The sequence below is a fragment of the Acinetobacter sp. I-MWF genome (assembly GCF_025433935.1).
Taxonomy (GTDB): Bacteria; Pseudomonadota; Gammaproteobacteria; order Pseudomonadales; family Moraxellaceae; genus Acinetobacter; species Acinetobacter guillouiae.
This window is the reverse complement of record NZ_JAMBAR010000001.1, coordinates 2,666,381-2,681,755: the sequence shown is the minus strand read 5'-3', so window position 1 is coordinate 2,681,755 and position 15,375 is coordinate 2,666,381. Positions and strand designations below refer to the sequence as shown.

The following is a 15,375-nucleotide window of genomic DNA, read 5'->3' as shown; positions in this document are numbered from 1 at the left end:
GTGCAGTCTGGTTTACATTATTATTTTGAAAAGCAAATATTTATAATCCCTTTGTAAAAGCAACAATGTGGGACTTTGGGGGAAAGAAGCTTGTATGGTTTAGCAGTTTGTATGGTTTAAATGCGGTAAATAGAACGTATCTATTGATTCTATTTACCGATAAAAGGTGATTTAAACAATAACCCTAACGCTTACCTGCCTTAATAAGCAGCAGGGCACGGTAATTCAGAATCCTCAAAATGCTCCATTTTAGCCTGAAGCAATGCCTTGGCTTTTTTAGCTGGAACTTTGTGCTGTCCTAGCATTTCATATTGTTTTAAAAGCGCAGTCACTTCACTGGTTTTTAAAGGAATGCCTTCACAAGTCATAAACATCGCAATAACCTGATGATCTAACTTCGCTTTATCCAGCATTTGCATCGTTTTAATATTTTCAACACGGACTATATGGTCTTTAAAAATCATGTTGCACCTCATTTTTTGTTGAGTATTTTTATTGTGCGATATACACAACATTAAACAAGCAAGAACTGTGCTCAAAATGTAGTCGCTTTGAAAAAAGTGTAATGTTGTGCATCGGGGGTTTAATGTTTTATCGTGCGCCTACTGGTTGGTATAAGCCATTTCCTCTACCAATCTCTGCTTGATAGATGGGTATCCATGGCGCAAAGAATATATTTTGTTTCCATTCATTTAACACATTAAAACCATTACGTGCAATTGCGATACGATGTTGTACATTGGCCAGATTGGTTGCTGTGAATGGTGCGCGTATAATCAGATAGGGGGTGAAAATTAATTTAAATTTATTGATGCCCACAAAGATATCACCACGTAAGCCTAAATTCTCTAAACTCAGCGAGAGCATAAAATTATTAATTTTAGCAAAATCACGCATTATTGGCTTATCCCACATCGGCTGTAGAATTTTTTCCTGTTCATGAATGCCAAAGCTGATAGCTGCATCTGTAGCCAACTTTTTAAATTTTGATGAATAAATACCTGATCTAAGCGCTTCTTCATCCGCGATTTTTTGTAATTGAAACGCTTGTGTCAGGGTAGATCCATAGCCAGTCAGTTGTTGTGCTAACACCAAAGCATCATAGTGTTGATGCATAATACTGAGTCCACCAATATCTGCCATCACATTGGCTTGCCCATTAATTAATTCATTATTGGCTTGGGCAATGGTGGACTGTAATGTGGGTACATTCATCCCTGCAATAATGACACTTTGACCATTGGTGACATTTAAGGGGTCTAAAGCATTGGACAATGAGAAGGTTAATGCATACGTAGAACGGACATCATTGGCTACAAAAATACCCAGATTTGGCCAGAAGAATTTTGGGTTATTACGACTGAGTGCATCGTAATACATCAAAATAAAAGCATTAGTTGCAAGTAATATTTTTTGTTGTGACTGGTTGCCATAAGTATTTATAGCAAGCTGCCTAACTGTGGAAAATTGCTGGCGAATTTTGCTACGTATACTTTCATATTGTTGGATCGTGGAGGTGATAGACGGGTCGTATAAGGAGGTTTGATTATTGGCAATGTTGTAAAGTTGCTGATACAGAATTTTTTCAGATGTGTTGAGGTTACGTTGTGCCATATTGGCATTCATATTGTAGGCAAGTTTTGATAGTTGTGCTGGGCTTGCTTGAGTGGCATAGCTGTTTGCTGCCATTGTTTGTGTGGCATAAGGTACGGCAAAAACAGTTGTAATACCGATGATACATCTCGTTAAGATTGCTTTAAATCTGGATATGGTTTTCTTATTCATGGGGAACATCCTGTTAATTTGTTTTTTAGAATTATGCTTATTCTGAATATGTGTTATTCAAATGCTTTAGTTATAAATAAGAAAAAATAAATTTAAAATGTGCTTTTAGGACAAGCAGATGAATGGTTTTTCCAGTAAATGACAAAATTATGTGACAAGTAAAATGAAAATGGTTTCATTATAAAAATCAGAACAAATCGCCATTGTCATAAAACTGTCATCACGACATTGCATAGTGCAATAAATTTTACATATATTTGACATAAGAGTAGAGCAATATGGCATTTAAATACGGCGTTGCTGCATTAGCTTTAATGCTAAGCGGATCAGTTTTTGCAGCAGCCACCTTATCTGCGCCAGAAGAAATTGTAGTATTGGCGGTAAACGATCAAGAAGTGAATTCAGGTTTAATCCGTAAAAAGAATGAATATAAAGTCGATGCAGGTCAAGTTGCGGTAAGTGTTCGTTATCAACAGTATTTTGAACATTTAAATGGTGAACATGACATTTTAAAATCGGGTGTGGTCACAGTGACAGCGCCAGATTTAAAAGATGGTCAAACTTATAAAATTGCTTTAGTGAATCCGCCTCAGCGTTTTGAAGATGCAAAAAAATATGCAGAACAACCAACGATTGCGATTTATGACAATAAAAACCGTCTTGTGGTGCAACAGACTGGTGTAAATACTGAAGCGAAGCCGTGGTTAGGTTCTGGTTTATTTGGCAAAGTGATTGATTTAACTTCAAGTAAGAAAGCGCCAGTAAATCAACCCGCAGCTGTATATGCAACAACGACAAGCCAATCACCAGCAACAACCTCAGTTGCTAAGACCACTCAAACCGTGACTGATGTCAATTCAGCAGATCGCCAATTGATTCAAATCTGGCAAAATGCAAGCAAGGCGGAACGTCAGAAGTTTATGACTTGGTTAGCTGAGCAATAATTTTAAGTACATGTAAAAGACCATTTCGATGGTCTTTTTTTGTGTTATAACAAAGTGTGTTTTTGAAAAAAAAAAGAATAAAATGTTTGAAAGTTTTTTGATGTCAGATGATTTTCTTTATACAGCAGCGATCATTTTTACCGTTATTGGTTTATTTGCTTTTAGCTGGATTCCATATCGAGCTTATTGTATTACAGCGAAACTCTTTCAAAATAAATCTAATATTTTCCATTTTCTAGCTTTCTTTGCTAGTTTAGGTATTTTATATATCTGGTCAATCTCATTTTATAAGCTGATCTTTAAATGTATTGCGGGAACTGCCCAAATGCATTGTTCGGCTAGTCGAAGTGGGGAATTGCTAATTCTCATTGAGGTTGCTTTATCACTGGTCATTTTTGAATTGGTCCTATTTATCTTCAATTTTTTAAAAAGCAAACTGCATGCAGCTTAATTTTAGAACAGCACGAATATCCGACATTACAAATTTAGTTGATCTGATTAATTCTGCTTATCGACAACAAGAAGGTCGTAGTTGGACCAGTGAATCAGAAATTGTCACGGGTGATCGAATCAATGCCAAGCAATTAGAACAAGCCTTGGCTCAGGATAATTTTCAGTTATTTGTTGCTGAATTGGATGAGCAAATTGTCGCATGTATTGGTTTGACTTTTACCCAACATGATGTGGAAATCGGCACATTTTGTATTGCAGCTACATTACAAAATCAAGGTATCGGCAAATATGTTTTAGATTTTGCTGAACAGTATGTGTATGACAAAGCTCTATTCAACCACTGTCATTTTACGCATTTCGTTATGTGGGTTTTAAGTGTACGTCATGAATTGATTGCTTATTATCAGCGCCGTGGCTATATACAAACGGGTATAGTGGAGGATTATCCTTTAAATGCAAATGTAGGTATACCTATTGTAGATTTGCATTTAATCGAAATGAGAAAGAGTGTCGCGAGTAAAGCTTCATCCAATTAAAATAAAACCCTGAGTAAATCAGGGTCTTATTTTTTCAAATTTAGGACTTAGCTAAAGAACCAAGTGTAATAGCCCCATAGCATGAGTGGCCATGCGACATAGGGACTAAATAACCATTTCCATAACCAAAACTGTGGTAGGAATCCTACCCCATGTATAAAGCCACCTGAAATACCAATCATCACCATCATGAGCGCACTATGGTTATAGTGACCATTGGCATCAAGCATTGCCCCAGGGTGAATCAACAATACCGCAGCAAGAGGCAATGCCATCAAAAACGAAATGGCCATTGCAAACTTATTCGGCTTTCTTTGTTTTGTTGTCATTGCGATCTCTGTCATGGTTTATTCCTCATCCAAATCTTGATGATGTTCAATATAGAGTGCGCTTAACACACCTGCAAAACACGCCATCAAGATCCCAAGAATCCAAGCGAAATACCACATAAATATTCTCCTATTTGCTTAGACACAGCCTTAGTACAGGCTGTGTGAGTTATCTTGAACATGTTTGTTGGTGATAACGCCCCACATTTTGTAATAACACCATGTGGTATAGATTAAAATAATGGGCACAAATATAGAAGCAACCACAGTCATTACTGTCAATGTATTCTTACTTGAAACCGCATCCCACATGGTTAAACTTACAGTTGGGTTAATGCTTGATGGCATTAAGAATGGGAACAGTGCAAAACCAGCAGTTAAAATTGAACCCGTCACCGCTAAGGTAGAACCTGTAAAGCTGACACCAGCTTTGTTTTTACCAGCACCAAAGATAATCAGGATTGCACCAAGGATTGCAGAAATAGGTGCAAGCATGGTGATTGGGTAAATTGAATAGTTATTCATCCAACCATGATTACCCGTTGTTAATACTTCCTTCGCAAGCGGATTGGCAACAGCATTGGTATTAAATGGTTGTACCAAAGTATATCCTTCGATGCCACCAAAATATAACCAAGCACCCACGCCCAAGAAGGTAACTAAGAAGAGAATACCCATCAGTTGTGTTGCTTTAGCAGAACGTTGACGTAATACACCATCTGTACGCAGCATTAACCATGCACCACCATGTGCACACAGCATCGACAAACTTACAATACCGCAGACCAATGCAAATGGATTAAGTAGGGCAAAGAAGCTACCTGTATAAGTTGAACGTACAGTCTCATCTAAAGTAAACGGGACGCCCAAGAACATATTACCAAATGCAACACCGAAAACCAGCGCAGGTACAGCACCACCGATACATAAGCCCCAATCCCAAGAATTACGCCATTGGGTATTTTGCAGTTTAGAGCGATAGTCAAAGCCAACAGGTCTAAGGAAGAGTGCAAATAAGACCAGCAAGAGTGCCCAATACATACCTGAGAAAGCCGTTGCATAAACCATAGGCCAAGCAGCAAATAGTGCGCCACCCGCAGTCACGAACCAAACTTGGTTGCCTTCCCAATGCGGTGCAATGGTATTGATTGCTGCACGGCGTTCATCATCAGTTTTACCTACAAATGGCATCAGTGCCATTGAGCCCATATCGAAACCATCTGTGAGGGCAAAACCAATCAGTAGAACACCGACTAAAACCCACCAGATAATTTTGAGAAGTTCATATTCGATCATGATTGATTCTCCCCAGTTTGAGCTTGCTGAGCTTCAAGTTTCTCGAAGTGATATTTACCTGTATGTAAAGAACTTGGTCCTAAGCGTGAGAATTTGATCATTAAATACATTTCGATAATCAATAACACCGTATAGAACGCGGCTAATGCAATGATTGATCCCCATACATCACCAGTGCTTAAACTTGAGGCAGAAAGATGTGTAGGTAAAACTTCACCAATAGTCCACGGTTGACGACCACCTTCTGCTACATACCAACCAGTTTGTGCTGCAATCCAAGGTAATGGTAGTGCAAACAATGCAAATTTAAGTAACCATGGTTTATTTTCTGCATTACGTTTTGCTACAGCAAATGTTGCAAGGATAAACAGGAGTAGCATCAAGAAACCAGAAGCGACCATTGCACGGAAAGAGAAGAACAATGCAGTTACATTTGGAATGGTATCTTTTGTTGCTGCTTGAATATGTGCTTCAGAAGCATCTGTTACATTTTCAGTATATTTTTTAAGAAGTAAGCCATAACCTAAATCTTTTTGGTTTTCTTTGAACGATGCCATCAGTTCAGGCGAACGGTCACCAGCACGAAGTTTTTCGAGTTCGCTATATGCCACCATACCATTACGGATACGTGCCTCATGTTGAACCATCAAATCTTTAAGCCCTGTGACTTCTTTATCGAGTGAACGTGTGGCAATAATACCCATTGCATACGGGATTTTTATGGCATAGTCAGTACGTTGTTCTTCCTGATTTGGAATACCAAATAAAGTAAATGGCGCAGGTGCTGGATGTGTTTCCCACTCAGACTCAATTGCAGCCAACTTGGTTTTTTGAACATCACCAAGCTCATAACCAGATTCATCACCCAATAAGATGACTGAAAGTGTAGACGCTAAACCAAAGATTGCAGCGATGGCGAAAGAGCGACGCGCAAATGGTAAATCACGTTTTTTCAATAAGTAATAACTTGAAATGGCAAGAACAAAGATTGCACCAGTCACATAACCTGCAGACACCGTGTGAACAAATTTCACTTGAGCTACTGGGTTAAAAATCAAAGCACCAAAATCGACAAGTTCCATACGCATGGTTTCAAAATTAAATTCTGAACCGACAGGATTTTGCATCCAACCATTGGCAACTAAAATCCATAATGCGGATAAATTCGAACCCAGCGCAACTAACCATGTCACACTTAAATGTTGAACTTTTGAAAGGCGATCCCAGCCAAAGAAGAATAAACCAATAAAAGTTGATTCTAGAAAGAATGCCATCAATCCTTCAATGGCAAGTGGCGCACCAAAAATATCACCCACATAGTGAGAGTAGTACGCCCAGTTTGTACCGAACTGGAATTCCATGGTCAGACCAGTGGTTACACCTAAAGCAAAGTTAATACCGAAAAGTTTGCCCCAGAATTTGGTCATGTCTTTATAAATTTCTTTACCAGAAATCACATAAGTGGTTTCCATAATGGCAAGAATAAAAGCCAGACCTAGAGTAAGTGGTACAAATATAAAGTGATACATCGCGGTCATTGCAAATTGGAACCGCGAAAGATCGACCACGCTTTCAGAAATCATCAACGTGTCTCCTTGATTTGGGAAGGACTGCCAGCAATACGCTCAGCAACTTGGTTATCAAAATCTTTAGGAATAGTCGGCGCATCAAACCAGATATGTTTGATCGTCATTAAAAGGGCAATCTTAATTATTAATATGACTGCAATTTCTCTGACAAGCCGACGGTTTAAATCGTTAGGTTTTAAGCTCATGCGTTAAGCCTATTATTTAAATATGCTTATATTATTAAACAAAACGCAACAAGAAATAAATAGATAAAACAGTTAAAATAAAAATATATTATTAAACTGATATTAAACAATAGTTTAAAAATTTGTATTGTTAAAAAATATACTAATTTATATTGTTTTTAAAGTTGATTAAAACACTTGTAATTAATAAAAATAAAACCTAGTAAAATGGTATTGTTTAGATTTTATTAAACCAACTAAATTAGTTTGAATTAAGTTTGGTGAAAAATTATTCCGATTAAAATGGTTGGTTTAAATTCTTTTTGAGTTTATTGTTTTAGAAAAAATCCAATTGTGTAACAAATATGGGGGGAACAATAATCGTAATTTATGCTTAAATTTTAGTCATAATTAAAAGTTAAAAGATGTTTCTATTTTGATAGTTGGGTATTTATTTGATTATGTACAACTTCATCTATATTTGGATTTTTGCTGAAGTTCAATGATTTAAATTCTTGTTCATTTTATCTAATAAGTTATAACTGATTGAGCTGAAAGGAAATCACCATGAAATGTTGAGTTGTTATTGCTCACCCTGTAACTGATAGTCTTTGTCAAAGCTTGGCGAAGACCGCAATAGCGACTTTAATTGCCAATGGTCATGAAGTTGTGATTGAAGATCTGTACGCCTATGGTTTTTCACCCGCACTGACAGATGAGGAACGTCAAAGTTATTACAGTCCTACATTTGATCAAACAGCTGTCAAAGAGAATATAGATGATTTACTTTTCGCAGAAGCTTTAATACTGGTCTTTCCGACTCGGTGGTTTGGTTTTCCTGCAATACTGAAAGGCTGGTTTGATCGTTTTTGGGCTCCTGGAGTTGCTTATGATCATGTAAACGATTTGGGTGCAATTCAACCTAAACTCGATAACCTCAAATACACATTGGCGATTACTTCATTGGGTTCAGCTTGGTGGGTAGCTCGTTTGGTACTTTGGCAACCAGTAAAACACATATTGAAAATCGCATTATTGAGTACCTGTGCACCAAAATGCCATTTTCAAATGTTGTCACTGTATAAAGCTGAATCGCTTACTCAAGCTCAAATTGCGTCATTTTGTGCACGGATTGAAGCTAAAATTACACGTTGGCCAAAATGAGGGCAAGTTATGATTAGATTCAGCTGGAGACGTAATAAAGGTATTGGATGTACTAAACCGAGTCAGACTTTTAATACTGATCTGAACTAAATAGATGATTTGAGATCGAAATTTTCTTGGCAATATAATGTGATTTTCTAAAACGTATTAAGATGATTTGCGATTGAAATTCTAATTCACCAAATTCTGGTTCGACTTGGATATAGTGCAGTTGTCCATTTTCATCACGAACCCGTGCTTGAGCTGAAAACCCAGGTCGTGCATTACCACTAGAGACTGTGGCCAATCGTCCAAGCAAGTCAACTTGATTCAACGTAACTTTAGGTTTTATCACCTGATCCAAACAATGAATCATAAATACGGTGAAGAAGATTGCAATCACCAATGCGGGTAAAACTACATAATACCAAGCGGCAAATACTTGTTTGCTTGCAAAGATAGAGAGCTGTAAAAAATAGCCTGCAAAACTAAAATTCAATAATAAAAAAACGAAAATAAGTACTTTGGAAAATTTAACTTGTAACAGGGGCGACTCAATGAGCCAATCTGGTGAAATTTTTTTCAGAAAGGTACTTGGCCGTAAGCCGATATAGTAGCCAAAAGTTTCTGCCATACTCAGCAGAATTAAAGCCAAGACACTGAGGTGAAAGGGCATTAATTCATGTTCAAATAAGAATCCAAGCATGGCAGTTTCCAACCTTATTCGTCCTCGATGTAAATACCACCATCTGAATGGACTGAAATATTTACTTTTTCAAGTTTATCACCCAGACATGGTCCTGAAATACATTCACCTGTTTCAACTTCAAACAAAGCACCATGCGTCGAGCATTGAATATATTCGCCGTCTTGGTCTAAAAACTGATTTTCCAGAAATTCCAGTTCAGTTTGTAGATGAGGGCAGACATTTTGGTAGGCATAAAATGCACCATCACGTTGAGTGATAAAAATGGTATCGCCAGTCATTGTGTCAAACGCACGTGCCTTACGCTCTTCAATTTCATCGGTCATTGCAATTTTTTCAGACATTTATGCACATTCCTTTTTGAACGTTTCGAGTAGATTTGCGTATTCTGCAACGTCTAGGCGTGGTCCAAACTTAGACACTACTTCGCTTGAAATAAGGATAGCAAGTTGTGCCGCGGTTTGTAAATTTTCACCATTGTTTAAAGCATATAAGAAAGCACCTGAGAATGCATCACCAGCACCATTTGCATCGACTGCATTCACTTTACGACCTTGAACATAAAAATGCTGTTTTTGATCTGCGACTAATGCACCTTTTTCACTGAGTGTAATCACCACATCAGTACTTAGTGTTTTTAATTGATTCAGTGCAGCTTCTACAGAGTCAGTTTCTGTATACATCATGGCTTCTTGTTCATTACAGAAAATCAGATCTACACCATCATCGATTAACTCATTTAGACCTTGGCGTGCATATTGCACCATTGCCGGGTCAGATAGGGTTAATGCGATTTTAACCTTGTGATCACGAGCAATTTGACGTGCTTGTTTTACGGCTGCGCGCGCTGAATCACTTGTAGACAAGTAACCTTCGATATATAACCATTGCGCTGTTTTTAAAGGTTCAAAATCCATTTGTAGATCTGAAAGTTCTGCAGTAATGCCAAGATAAGTTTGCATCGTACGTTCTGAGTCTTCACTGACCAGAACCATACATGTACCCGTAACACCTTCACTGATCGATTTTTTCGAAGTTTTGATGCCTGCTTCATTTAAACCATCGAGATAAATTGTGCCTAGATCATCATTTCCAACACGGCATGCATAAAATGCTGAAGAACCTAATGCACTGAATGCCACTGTGGTATTGGCAGCTGAACCGCCAGATGCTTGACCTTTATAATTTTGGCTGGCTTTTAAATTATTATATAGCCGAGTTTGAGATTCACCATCTGCGAGTTGCATGGTGCCTTTTTGCAAATTTTGTTCAGCTAAAAAGAGATCTGATACTTTAAATTCTTGGTCAATGAGCGCGTTACCAATTGCAAAAAGGTCAACTGTAGCCATGTTCTTCATCACATCAATGTTAAAAACATAAAGTTTACACGAATGCTCAGCTTTACAGTAGTTTGTTGAAAAAATTTCAATTACATTTGTTAAATATGGTTTGTTGGAATTTTACAACTTGCTGGTGTGCTGAATAAAACCTGTTTTTGAGATGATTATTGCGTAGTTTAAGCCATTGTGTTGATCAGTGTGCGTGATTAAATTAGATTGTTTCAATGTGATTGATTGAGATCGCTGGGTTAGGTTTTGTTGAGAAATAAACATAGGCATCAAGCTAAAACTGTCTACAAACCCTAAAACATATTGGAGGTTGAGTGAATATTTTAATTCAACAGGTAGATCAATTGCCTGCGCAAATTCAAGATTTAGCCGTAGTTGCTGAAAAAGAAGGGTTTCATTTTATTCAACGTTTGGTTGATGAGTTTCAGCAAGGCAGCAATAGATTTAATCGACATGGTGAATTTTTATTGGTTGCGTTTGATGGAGATAAACTGGTTGCATGCGGTGGTTTAAATATTCAAATCAGTGAGGATGGTGATACAAAGCAGAACTCAGAAACTCAGCATAAAATTGGTCGGGTACGCCGTTTCTATGTATTGCCTGAATATCGCAAAACGGGATTGGGTAAAAGTTTATTGCTCGAACTTGAAAAAAGAGCAAAATCTAATTTTTCTGCCTTGTGCTTAAGTAGTGAAAAAGATGCAGCGCCATTTTATCAAAAACAAAATTATGTTTTTGTCTCAAATCACCCAAATTATAATTACTTTAAATATTTAATTTAGTGAATTTGGAAATCCTTTGGTCTATACCTCTAACTCTGAGCAACAGCATCATTTGAAAATGGTGCTGTTGGTTTACAGCTATAGGCTTTAAGATACTTTTTATTTTTGGAAATGAATCCGTGTTGATCTGCAAAAATAGTTTTCGTGGTAAAATACTAAAAATAGCCTAAGCAATTCTTTTCTATAAAAACTTCTCAAGCTCGATAAGACATATATCCGCTTTGGTGAAGTATTTATAAGCGCTAAATACAAATGATGACTCAGTCTTTAACAGGGTAAAGTGACTTTTATCACATTTTTAATTCTATTTTAAGTCGAAGCATAGACTATAGCTTTTAACGCATAATTGCTGAATAAATCAAATGAAGCAAAATGATTTAGATGTACTGATTTCTAAAGTTCCGCAAGTCACATTACTGTTTTGGATCACCAAAATCTTTGCAACCACTTTTGGTGAAACGGCTGGCGATGCTGTTTCAATGTCACTTAATTTAGGGTATTTGGTCGGTACCTTTATCTTTGCTTTTATCTTTATCGCTTTTGTCTATTTTCAAATTCGAGCTAAAGCTTTTCACCCCTATTTATATTGGTTTACCATTATTGCAAGTACGACAGTGGGGACGACACTGGCAGACTTTGTTGATCGTTCACTGGGTATTGGTTATTTAGGTGGAAGTACGTTATTACTCAGTTTGGTATTGTTGACTTTATATGCTTGGTACAAAGTAGAAGGAACAATTTCACCACATATCAATCAGCCTCGTGCAGAACTGTTCTATTGGTTAACCATTACTTTTTCACAAACTTTAGGTACTGCATTGGGGGATTGGTCATCAGATACAGCAGGACTGGGTTATAGCGGTGGGATTGTGCTGTATGTGGTTTTGATTCTCATCGTCATCGCCTTGTATTTATTTACAAAAACTTCAAGGGTTATTTTGTTCTGGAGCGCATTTGTGCTTACACGACCATTAGGCGCTGTGGTTGGTGATTTTCTGGATAAACCGATTGATCATGGTGGATTAGCCTTAAGTCGCTTTACAGCCTCGGCTGTATTATTGATTGCAATTTTTATCTGTATTTTTATTGCTCAGCGTTGGGATACAGAAAAACATAGGTATTACTAATTTAAAAATATTGATTAAAAAAGTGAAGTTTTACAGTGATGATCGAATCCTTTGATCATCACTTTTTTTATTTATCGCATTGCGCATTCTTGATATTTCAATAGCAAGTCACGGTTAATCCTGATTGATTTACTAAGAATTAGTGTTAGGAATGAATCGCATTTATTTAAGTTTCGGTTATACTTGAAGGTATAGATAAACATTTAATATTGGAGATCGCATGACTGTAGATGTCACTGAAACCTTATCTCAAACTGTTCATCCTGCGTTTCAGCTGGTACGTCAACACCATGTAGAAGCTTTAGACATTTTAGTGTCTGAATATAAACATAAAGTGACTGGTGCAATGCACTACCATTTAGCAACTGATCACGACGAAAATGTGTTCCTTGTTGCTTTCCGTACTCAACCGATGGATTCCAAAGGTGAGGCACATATTCTTGAACATACAGCATTGTGTGGTTCAGAGAAATTTCCAGTACGTGATCCATTCTTTTTGATGATTCGTCGTTCATTAAATACTTTTATGAATGCGTTTACAGCAGCTGATTGGACTGCTTATCCATTTGCAACCCAAAATAAAAAAGATTTCCAAAACCTTTTGGAAGTCTATTTGGATGCGGCTTTTGCGGCCAATTTAAATCCATTGGATTTTGCTCAAGAAGGTATTCGTATTGAGCTGGAAAATGGTGAGCCTGTTTATAAAGGCGTGGTATTTAATGAAATGAAAGGGGCAATGAGTTCACCTTCAGATCAGCTTTACCATCAGCTTGCGCATCATTTGTTCCCGAAAACGACTTATCATTATAATTCTGGTGGTGATCCGAAGGATATTCCTGACCTAACTTATGATGAGTTAGTGGCGTTCTATAAATCACATTATCATCCAAGTAATGCAGTATTTATGACCTTTGGTGATGAGCCTGCTTATAAATTGCAAGAACAATTTGAAAAGTTGGCGCTGTCTAAATTCAGCAAAGGTGAAACGATTTACTCTAAAGAGGAGCAAAGACTAACAGCTCCGATTGAGGTACAAGAAACCTATGCTGTTGATGCAGAAGATTTAACAGACAAGACTTATCATATTTTGTCTTGGTTATTACCAAAAACCAGTGATGTTAAACTTCGTCTGGGTATGCGTTTGGTTGAAGGGATTCTTTTAGAAAACTCTGCTTCGCCGTTGCGCCATTATTTAGAAACATGTGGTTATGCACAGTCTACAGGTCCAATCATGGGCGTAGATGATTCTAACTATGAAATGACGTTCTATTGTGGTGTTCAAGGTTCAAATCCTGAGCATACTGAAGAATTTAAAAATGGTGTGCTCAATATTCTTCAAGACGTTGCTTCAAAGCCTATTGATAAAGACAAGGTCGATGCGATTTTGCATCAAATTGAATTACATCAACGTGAAATCAGTGGTGATGGTACGCCGTATGGTTTAACACTGATTCTCAATGGTTTGGGCAATGCAATTCATCATAATGATCCAATCCATGCTTGGGATGTGGATACTGCCATTGCAGAAGTAAAAGAAGAACTCAAAGATCCGATGTGGTTATCCAACTTGATTCAAGTTCATTTATTGGATAATCCGCATCGTGTACAAATGACTTTAGTTCCAGATGCAAATAAATCTGCTCAAGAAGCAGAAGATGAAAAAGCACGTTTAGCGAAAATTGGTGAGGCTTTGTCAGAAGCAGATAAAGCTGAAATTATCGCACAAACTGAAGCTTTAAAAATTCGTCAAGAAACTCCAGATGATTTGAGCTTATTGCCTAAAGTCGGTTTGGAAGACATTCCAGCTGAATTGGCCATTGTTCAAGGTCAATTGCGTGAAGTGATTTGCAACGGGGTAGATACACCATTAAATCTGTACCATGCAGGTACAAATGGAATTTACTACCAACAAGTATTGATTCAAATTCCAGATCAAATTGTAAAATCGCCTTATTTTAACTTACTGTCTGTTCTCATGGGAGAAGTGGGTGCGGGCGAATATGATTATCTTGAACTTCAACAGTTACAGACGGCTGTTAGTGGCGGTTTGGGAATGGGTGCTTCGCTTCGTTCTAAAACCGATGACAAAGGTCAAATCAGTGCATGGTTGACTTTAACAACCAAATCTTTAACGGATAAGTTTGATGCGATTCAGTTGCTTAAACTGGCTTTTGAGCAATTACGTTTTGATGAAAAAGATCGCATTATCGAACTTTTACAACAACGTAAAACACGTTGGGCTTCTCGCTTGTCAGGTTCTGGACATAGTTATGCCATGCAAATTGCCTCACGTCATATGAGTGCGTTGGCAAAACGCGATTATGACAATACAGGTTTAGGCGCATTGAATTGGCTAGGTGATTTGATCGCAAAAATAGAAAAAGATGAAGCTGCATATGATGCGTTTATAGATGAGTTAAAATCAATTCATAAAGGCTTAATGCTTGCACCAAAACAATTTTTATTGGTGTGTGAAGAGCATCATTCAGAGCGTTTAGTTGAAGAAGTGCAAACGGTTTGGGATAAACTTGCAGTTGATCAATCTCCTGTCTATTTAACGCAAGTGGCTATGGATGAGAGCGATGCAGATCAAGCATGGTTAATTCAAGCCAATGTTCAATTTTGTGCTTCTGCTTACCAAGCTGTAGATGTTGCCCATCCAGATGCGGCGCCGTTGATGGTGCTTGCAGGCTATTTACGCAATGGTTTCCTGCATAGTGCTATTCGTGAAAAGGGTGGTGCATATGGTGGGGGCGCAAGTTATGATGGCAATGCTTGCTCGTTCCGATTCTATAGTTATCGTGATCCACGCCTTGCAGAAACTTTCCAAGACTTTGAAGCAAGTTTAGATTGGTTGTTAAACAAAGAGCAGCATGATTATCAGCTTGAAGAAGCCATTCTTGGTCTGGTTTCTAGTATGGATAAACCTGGTTCACCCGCAGGTGAAGCCATTACTGCATGTTATGCATTGCTTCATGGACGTACACCTGCGTTTAGAAAGCAATTACGCGAGCGCTTATTAAACGTTACTATTGACGATCTTAAGCGTGTCACACAAACTTATTTACTTGAGCAAAAGCCTGTAAGAGCTGTAGTCGCTCCAGTTGCCAAAAAAGAAGTGTTGGAACAATTAGGTTTTGAAATTAAGAAAGTAAATTAACCCTATAAATTC

17 protein-coding genes are annotated in these 15,375 nt (G+C 37.6%); 7 read left to right on the top strand and 10 right to left on the bottom strand.

Going from position 1 to position 15,375, the window contains the following annotated elements; all coding sequences use genetic code 11:
* Window positions 1–200: 200 nt before the first annotated feature.
* Both M2R48_RS12435 and M2R48_RS12430 read right to left on the bottom strand, forming a co-directional pair.
* Window positions 201–464, bottom strand: coding sequence for a hypothetical protein (locus M2R48_RS12435; protein ID WP_004719666.1), 264 nt, complete (start codon window positions 462–464; stop codon window positions 201–203).
* Between the two features lie 127 nt (window positions 465–591).
* The gene (locus M2R48_RS12430) at window positions 592–1,785 is read right to left on the bottom strand and encodes a hypothetical protein (RefSeq protein WP_262086323.1); all 1,194 of its coding nucleotides are present in this window, start codon (window positions 1,783–1,785) and stop codon (window positions 592–594) included.
* Window positions 1,786–2,063: 278 nt separating this feature from the next.
* Between M2R48_RS12430 and M2R48_RS12425 the strand changes: the two genes are divergently transcribed.
* The 3 genes from M2R48_RS12425 (at window position 2,064) to M2R48_RS12415 (ending at window position 3,718) form a co-directional block, all read left to right on the top strand.
* Window positions 2,064–2,729, top strand: a complete 666-nt coding sequence (locus M2R48_RS12425; RefSeq protein ID WP_262086322.1) for a DUF2057 domain-containing protein — start codon at window positions 2,064–2,066, stop codon at window positions 2,727–2,729.
* 100 nt (window positions 2,730–2,829) lie between these two features.
* Window positions 2,830–3,180 carry a hypothetical protein gene (locus M2R48_RS12420; RefSeq protein ID WP_262086321.1) on the top strand — a complete coding sequence of 117 codons (351 nt, stop codon included), beginning with the start codon at window positions 2,830–2,832 and terminating at the stop codon, window positions 3,178–3,180.
* A complete protein-coding gene (locus M2R48_RS12415; protein ID WP_262086320.1) occupies window positions 3,170–3,718 on the top strand; it encodes a GNAT family N-acetyltransferase in 549 nt (182 codons plus the stop codon). Before M2R48_RS12420 ends, M2R48_RS12415 begins: the two co-directional genes overlap by 11 nt.
* A gap of 47 nt (window positions 3,719–3,765) precedes the next feature.
* On the opposite strand, the gene M2R48_RS12410 is transcribed toward M2R48_RS12415, so the two are convergent.
* Genes M2R48_RS12410 through cydP form a run of 5 tightly spaced genes read right to left on the bottom strand, consistent with a single transcriptional unit; the run spans window position 3,766 to window position 7,117 of the window.
* The gene (locus M2R48_RS12410; protein WP_004719673.1) at window positions 3,766–4,062 is read right to left on the bottom strand and encodes a cyd operon YbgE family protein; all 297 of its coding nucleotides are present in this window, start codon (window positions 4,060–4,062) and stop codon (window positions 3,766–3,768) included.
* Window positions 4,063–4,065: 3 nt separating this feature from the next.
* On the bottom strand, window positions 4,066–4,167 hold the full coding sequence (gene cydX / locus M2R48_RS12405) for a cytochrome bd-I oxidase subunit CydX (RefSeq protein WP_002120988.1): 102 nt from the start codon (window positions 4,165–4,167) through the stop codon (window positions 4,066–4,068).
* Between the two features lie 30 nt (window positions 4,168–4,197).
* Window positions 4,198–5,343, bottom strand: coding sequence for a cytochrome d ubiquinol oxidase subunit II (gene cydB, locus M2R48_RS12400; protein WP_004719675.1), 1,146 nt, complete (start codon window positions 5,341–5,343; stop codon window positions 4,198–4,200).
* Window positions 5,340–6,926, bottom strand: coding sequence for a cytochrome ubiquinol oxidase subunit I (locus tag M2R48_RS12395; protein ID WP_004719676.1), 1,587 nt, complete (start codon window positions 6,924–6,926; stop codon window positions 5,340–5,342). Before M2R48_RS12395 ends, cydB begins: the two co-directional genes overlap by 4 nt.
* Entirely contained in the window at window positions 6,926–7,117 is a 192-nt protein-coding gene (gene cydP, locus M2R48_RS12390; RefSeq protein ID WP_004719678.1) for a cytochrome oxidase putative small subunit CydP, read from the bottom strand. The genes M2R48_RS12395 and cydP overlap by 1 nt, the downstream gene beginning before the upstream one ends.
* A gap of 564 nt (window positions 7,118–7,681) precedes the next feature.
* On the opposite strand from cydP, the gene M2R48_RS12385 reads away from it, so the two are divergent.
* Window positions 7,682–8,260 carry an NAD(P)H-dependent oxidoreductase gene (locus M2R48_RS12385; protein ID WP_262087492.1) on the top strand — a complete coding sequence of 193 codons (579 nt, stop codon included), beginning with the start codon at window positions 7,682–7,684 and terminating at the stop codon, window positions 8,258–8,260.
* Window positions 8,261–8,330: 70 nt separating this feature from the next.
* Here the strand turns inward: M2R48_RS12385 and M2R48_RS12380 are convergent, their stop codons facing one another.
* The 3 genes from M2R48_RS12380 to M2R48_RS12370 are packed head-to-tail and all read right to left on the bottom strand — an operon-like array spanning window position 8,331 to window position 10,294.
* The gene (locus M2R48_RS12380) at window positions 8,331–8,945 is read right to left on the bottom strand and encodes an OB-fold-containig protein (protein WP_004822174.1); all 615 of its coding nucleotides are present in this window, start codon (window positions 8,943–8,945) and stop codon (window positions 8,331–8,333) included.
* Between the two features lie 14 nt (window positions 8,946–8,959).
* The gene (locus M2R48_RS12375; RefSeq protein ID WP_162242519.1) at window positions 8,960–9,271 is read right to left on the bottom strand and encodes a Rieske (2Fe-2S) protein; all 312 of its coding nucleotides are present in this window, start codon (window positions 9,269–9,271) and stop codon (window positions 8,960–8,962) included.
* A gap of 18 nt (window positions 9,272–9,289) precedes the next feature.
* Window positions 9,290–10,294, bottom strand: coding sequence for an adenosine kinase (locus M2R48_RS12370; RefSeq protein WP_034613897.1), 1,005 nt, complete (start codon window positions 10,292–10,294; stop codon window positions 9,290–9,292).
* A gap of 314 nt (window positions 10,295–10,608) precedes the next feature.
* Here M2R48_RS12370 and M2R48_RS12365 point away from each other — a divergent pair, with 314 nt between their 5' ends.
* The 3 genes from M2R48_RS12365 to M2R48_RS12355 all read left to right on the top strand — a co-directional run bounded on the left by M2R48_RS12365 (window position 10,609) and on the right by M2R48_RS12355 (window position 15,363).
* Window positions 10,609–11,076, top strand: a complete 468-nt coding sequence (locus M2R48_RS12365) for a GNAT family N-acetyltransferase (protein WP_004822170.1) — start codon at window positions 10,609–10,611, stop codon at window positions 11,074–11,076.
* A 362-nt stretch (window positions 11,077–11,438) separates the two neighbouring features.
* Window positions 11,439–12,203, top strand: coding sequence for a hypothetical protein (locus tag M2R48_RS12360; protein WP_262086319.1), 765 nt, complete (start codon window positions 11,439–11,441; stop codon window positions 12,201–12,203).
* A gap of 220 nt (window positions 12,204–12,423) precedes the next feature.
* Window positions 12,424–15,363, top strand: coding sequence for an insulinase family protein (locus M2R48_RS12355; protein WP_262086318.1), 2,940 nt, complete (start codon window positions 12,424–12,426; stop codon window positions 15,361–15,363).
* The last annotated feature ends 12 nt before the right edge of the window (window positions 15,364–15,375 follow it).

What these genes read in the sequence shown, in the direction of transcription:
- M2R48_RS12435 (WP_004719666.1), bottom strand. Translation starts at nt 464, where the DNA reads ATGATTTTTAAAGACCATATAGTCCGTGTTGAAAATATTAAAACGATG.
- M2R48_RS12430 (WP_262086323.1), bottom strand. Translation starts at nt 1,785, where the DNA reads ATGAATAAGAAAACCATATCCAGATTTAAAGCAATCTTAACGAGATGT.
- M2R48_RS12425 (WP_262086322.1), top strand. Translation starts at nt 2,064, where the DNA reads ATGGCATTTAAATACGGCGTTGCTGCATTAGCTTTAATGCTAAGCGGA.
- M2R48_RS12420 (WP_262086321.1), top strand. Translation starts at nt 2,830, where the DNA reads ATGTCAGATGATTTTCTTTATACAGCAGCGATCATTTTTACCGTTATT.
- M2R48_RS12415 (WP_262086320.1), top strand. Translation starts at nt 3,170, where the DNA reads ATGCAGCTTAATTTTAGAACAGCACGAATATCCGACATTACAAATTTA.
- M2R48_RS12410 (WP_004719673.1), bottom strand. Translation starts at nt 4,062, where the DNA reads ATGACAGAGATCGCAATGACAACAAAACAAAGAAAGCCGAATAAGTTT.
- cydX (WP_002120988.1), bottom strand. Translation starts at nt 4,167, where the DNA reads ATGTGGTATTTCGCTTGGATTCTTGGGATCTTGATGGCGTGTTTTGCA.
- cydB (WP_004719675.1), bottom strand. Translation starts at nt 5,343, where the DNA reads ATGATCGAATATGAACTTCTCAAAATTATCTGGTGGGTTTTAGTCGGT.
- M2R48_RS12395 (WP_004719676.1), bottom strand. Translation starts at nt 6,926, where the DNA reads ATGATTTCTGAAAGCGTGGTCGATCTTTCGCGGTTCCAATTTGCAATG.
- cydP (WP_004719678.1), bottom strand. Translation starts at nt 7,117, where the DNA reads ATGAGCTTAAAACCTAACGATTTAAACCGTCGGCTTGTCAGAGAAATT.
- M2R48_RS12380 (WP_004822174.1), bottom strand. Translation starts at nt 8,945, where the DNA reads ATGCTTGGATTCTTATTTGAACATGAATTAATGCCCTTTCACCTCAGT.
- M2R48_RS12375 (WP_162242519.1), bottom strand. Translation starts at nt 9,271, where the DNA reads ATGACCGATGAAATTGAAGAGCGTAAGGCACGTGCGTTTGACACAATG.
- M2R48_RS12370 (WP_034613897.1), bottom strand. Translation starts at nt 10,294, where the DNA reads ATGGCTACAGTTGACCTTTTTGCAATTGGTAACGCGCTCATTGACCAA.
- M2R48_RS12360 (WP_262086319.1), top strand. Translation starts at nt 11,439, where the DNA reads ATGAAGCAAAATGATTTAGATGTACTGATTTCTAAAGTTCCGCAAGTC.
- M2R48_RS12355 (WP_262086318.1), top strand. Translation starts at nt 12,424, where the DNA reads ATGACTGTAGATGTCACTGAAACCTTATCTCAAACTGTTCATCCTGCG.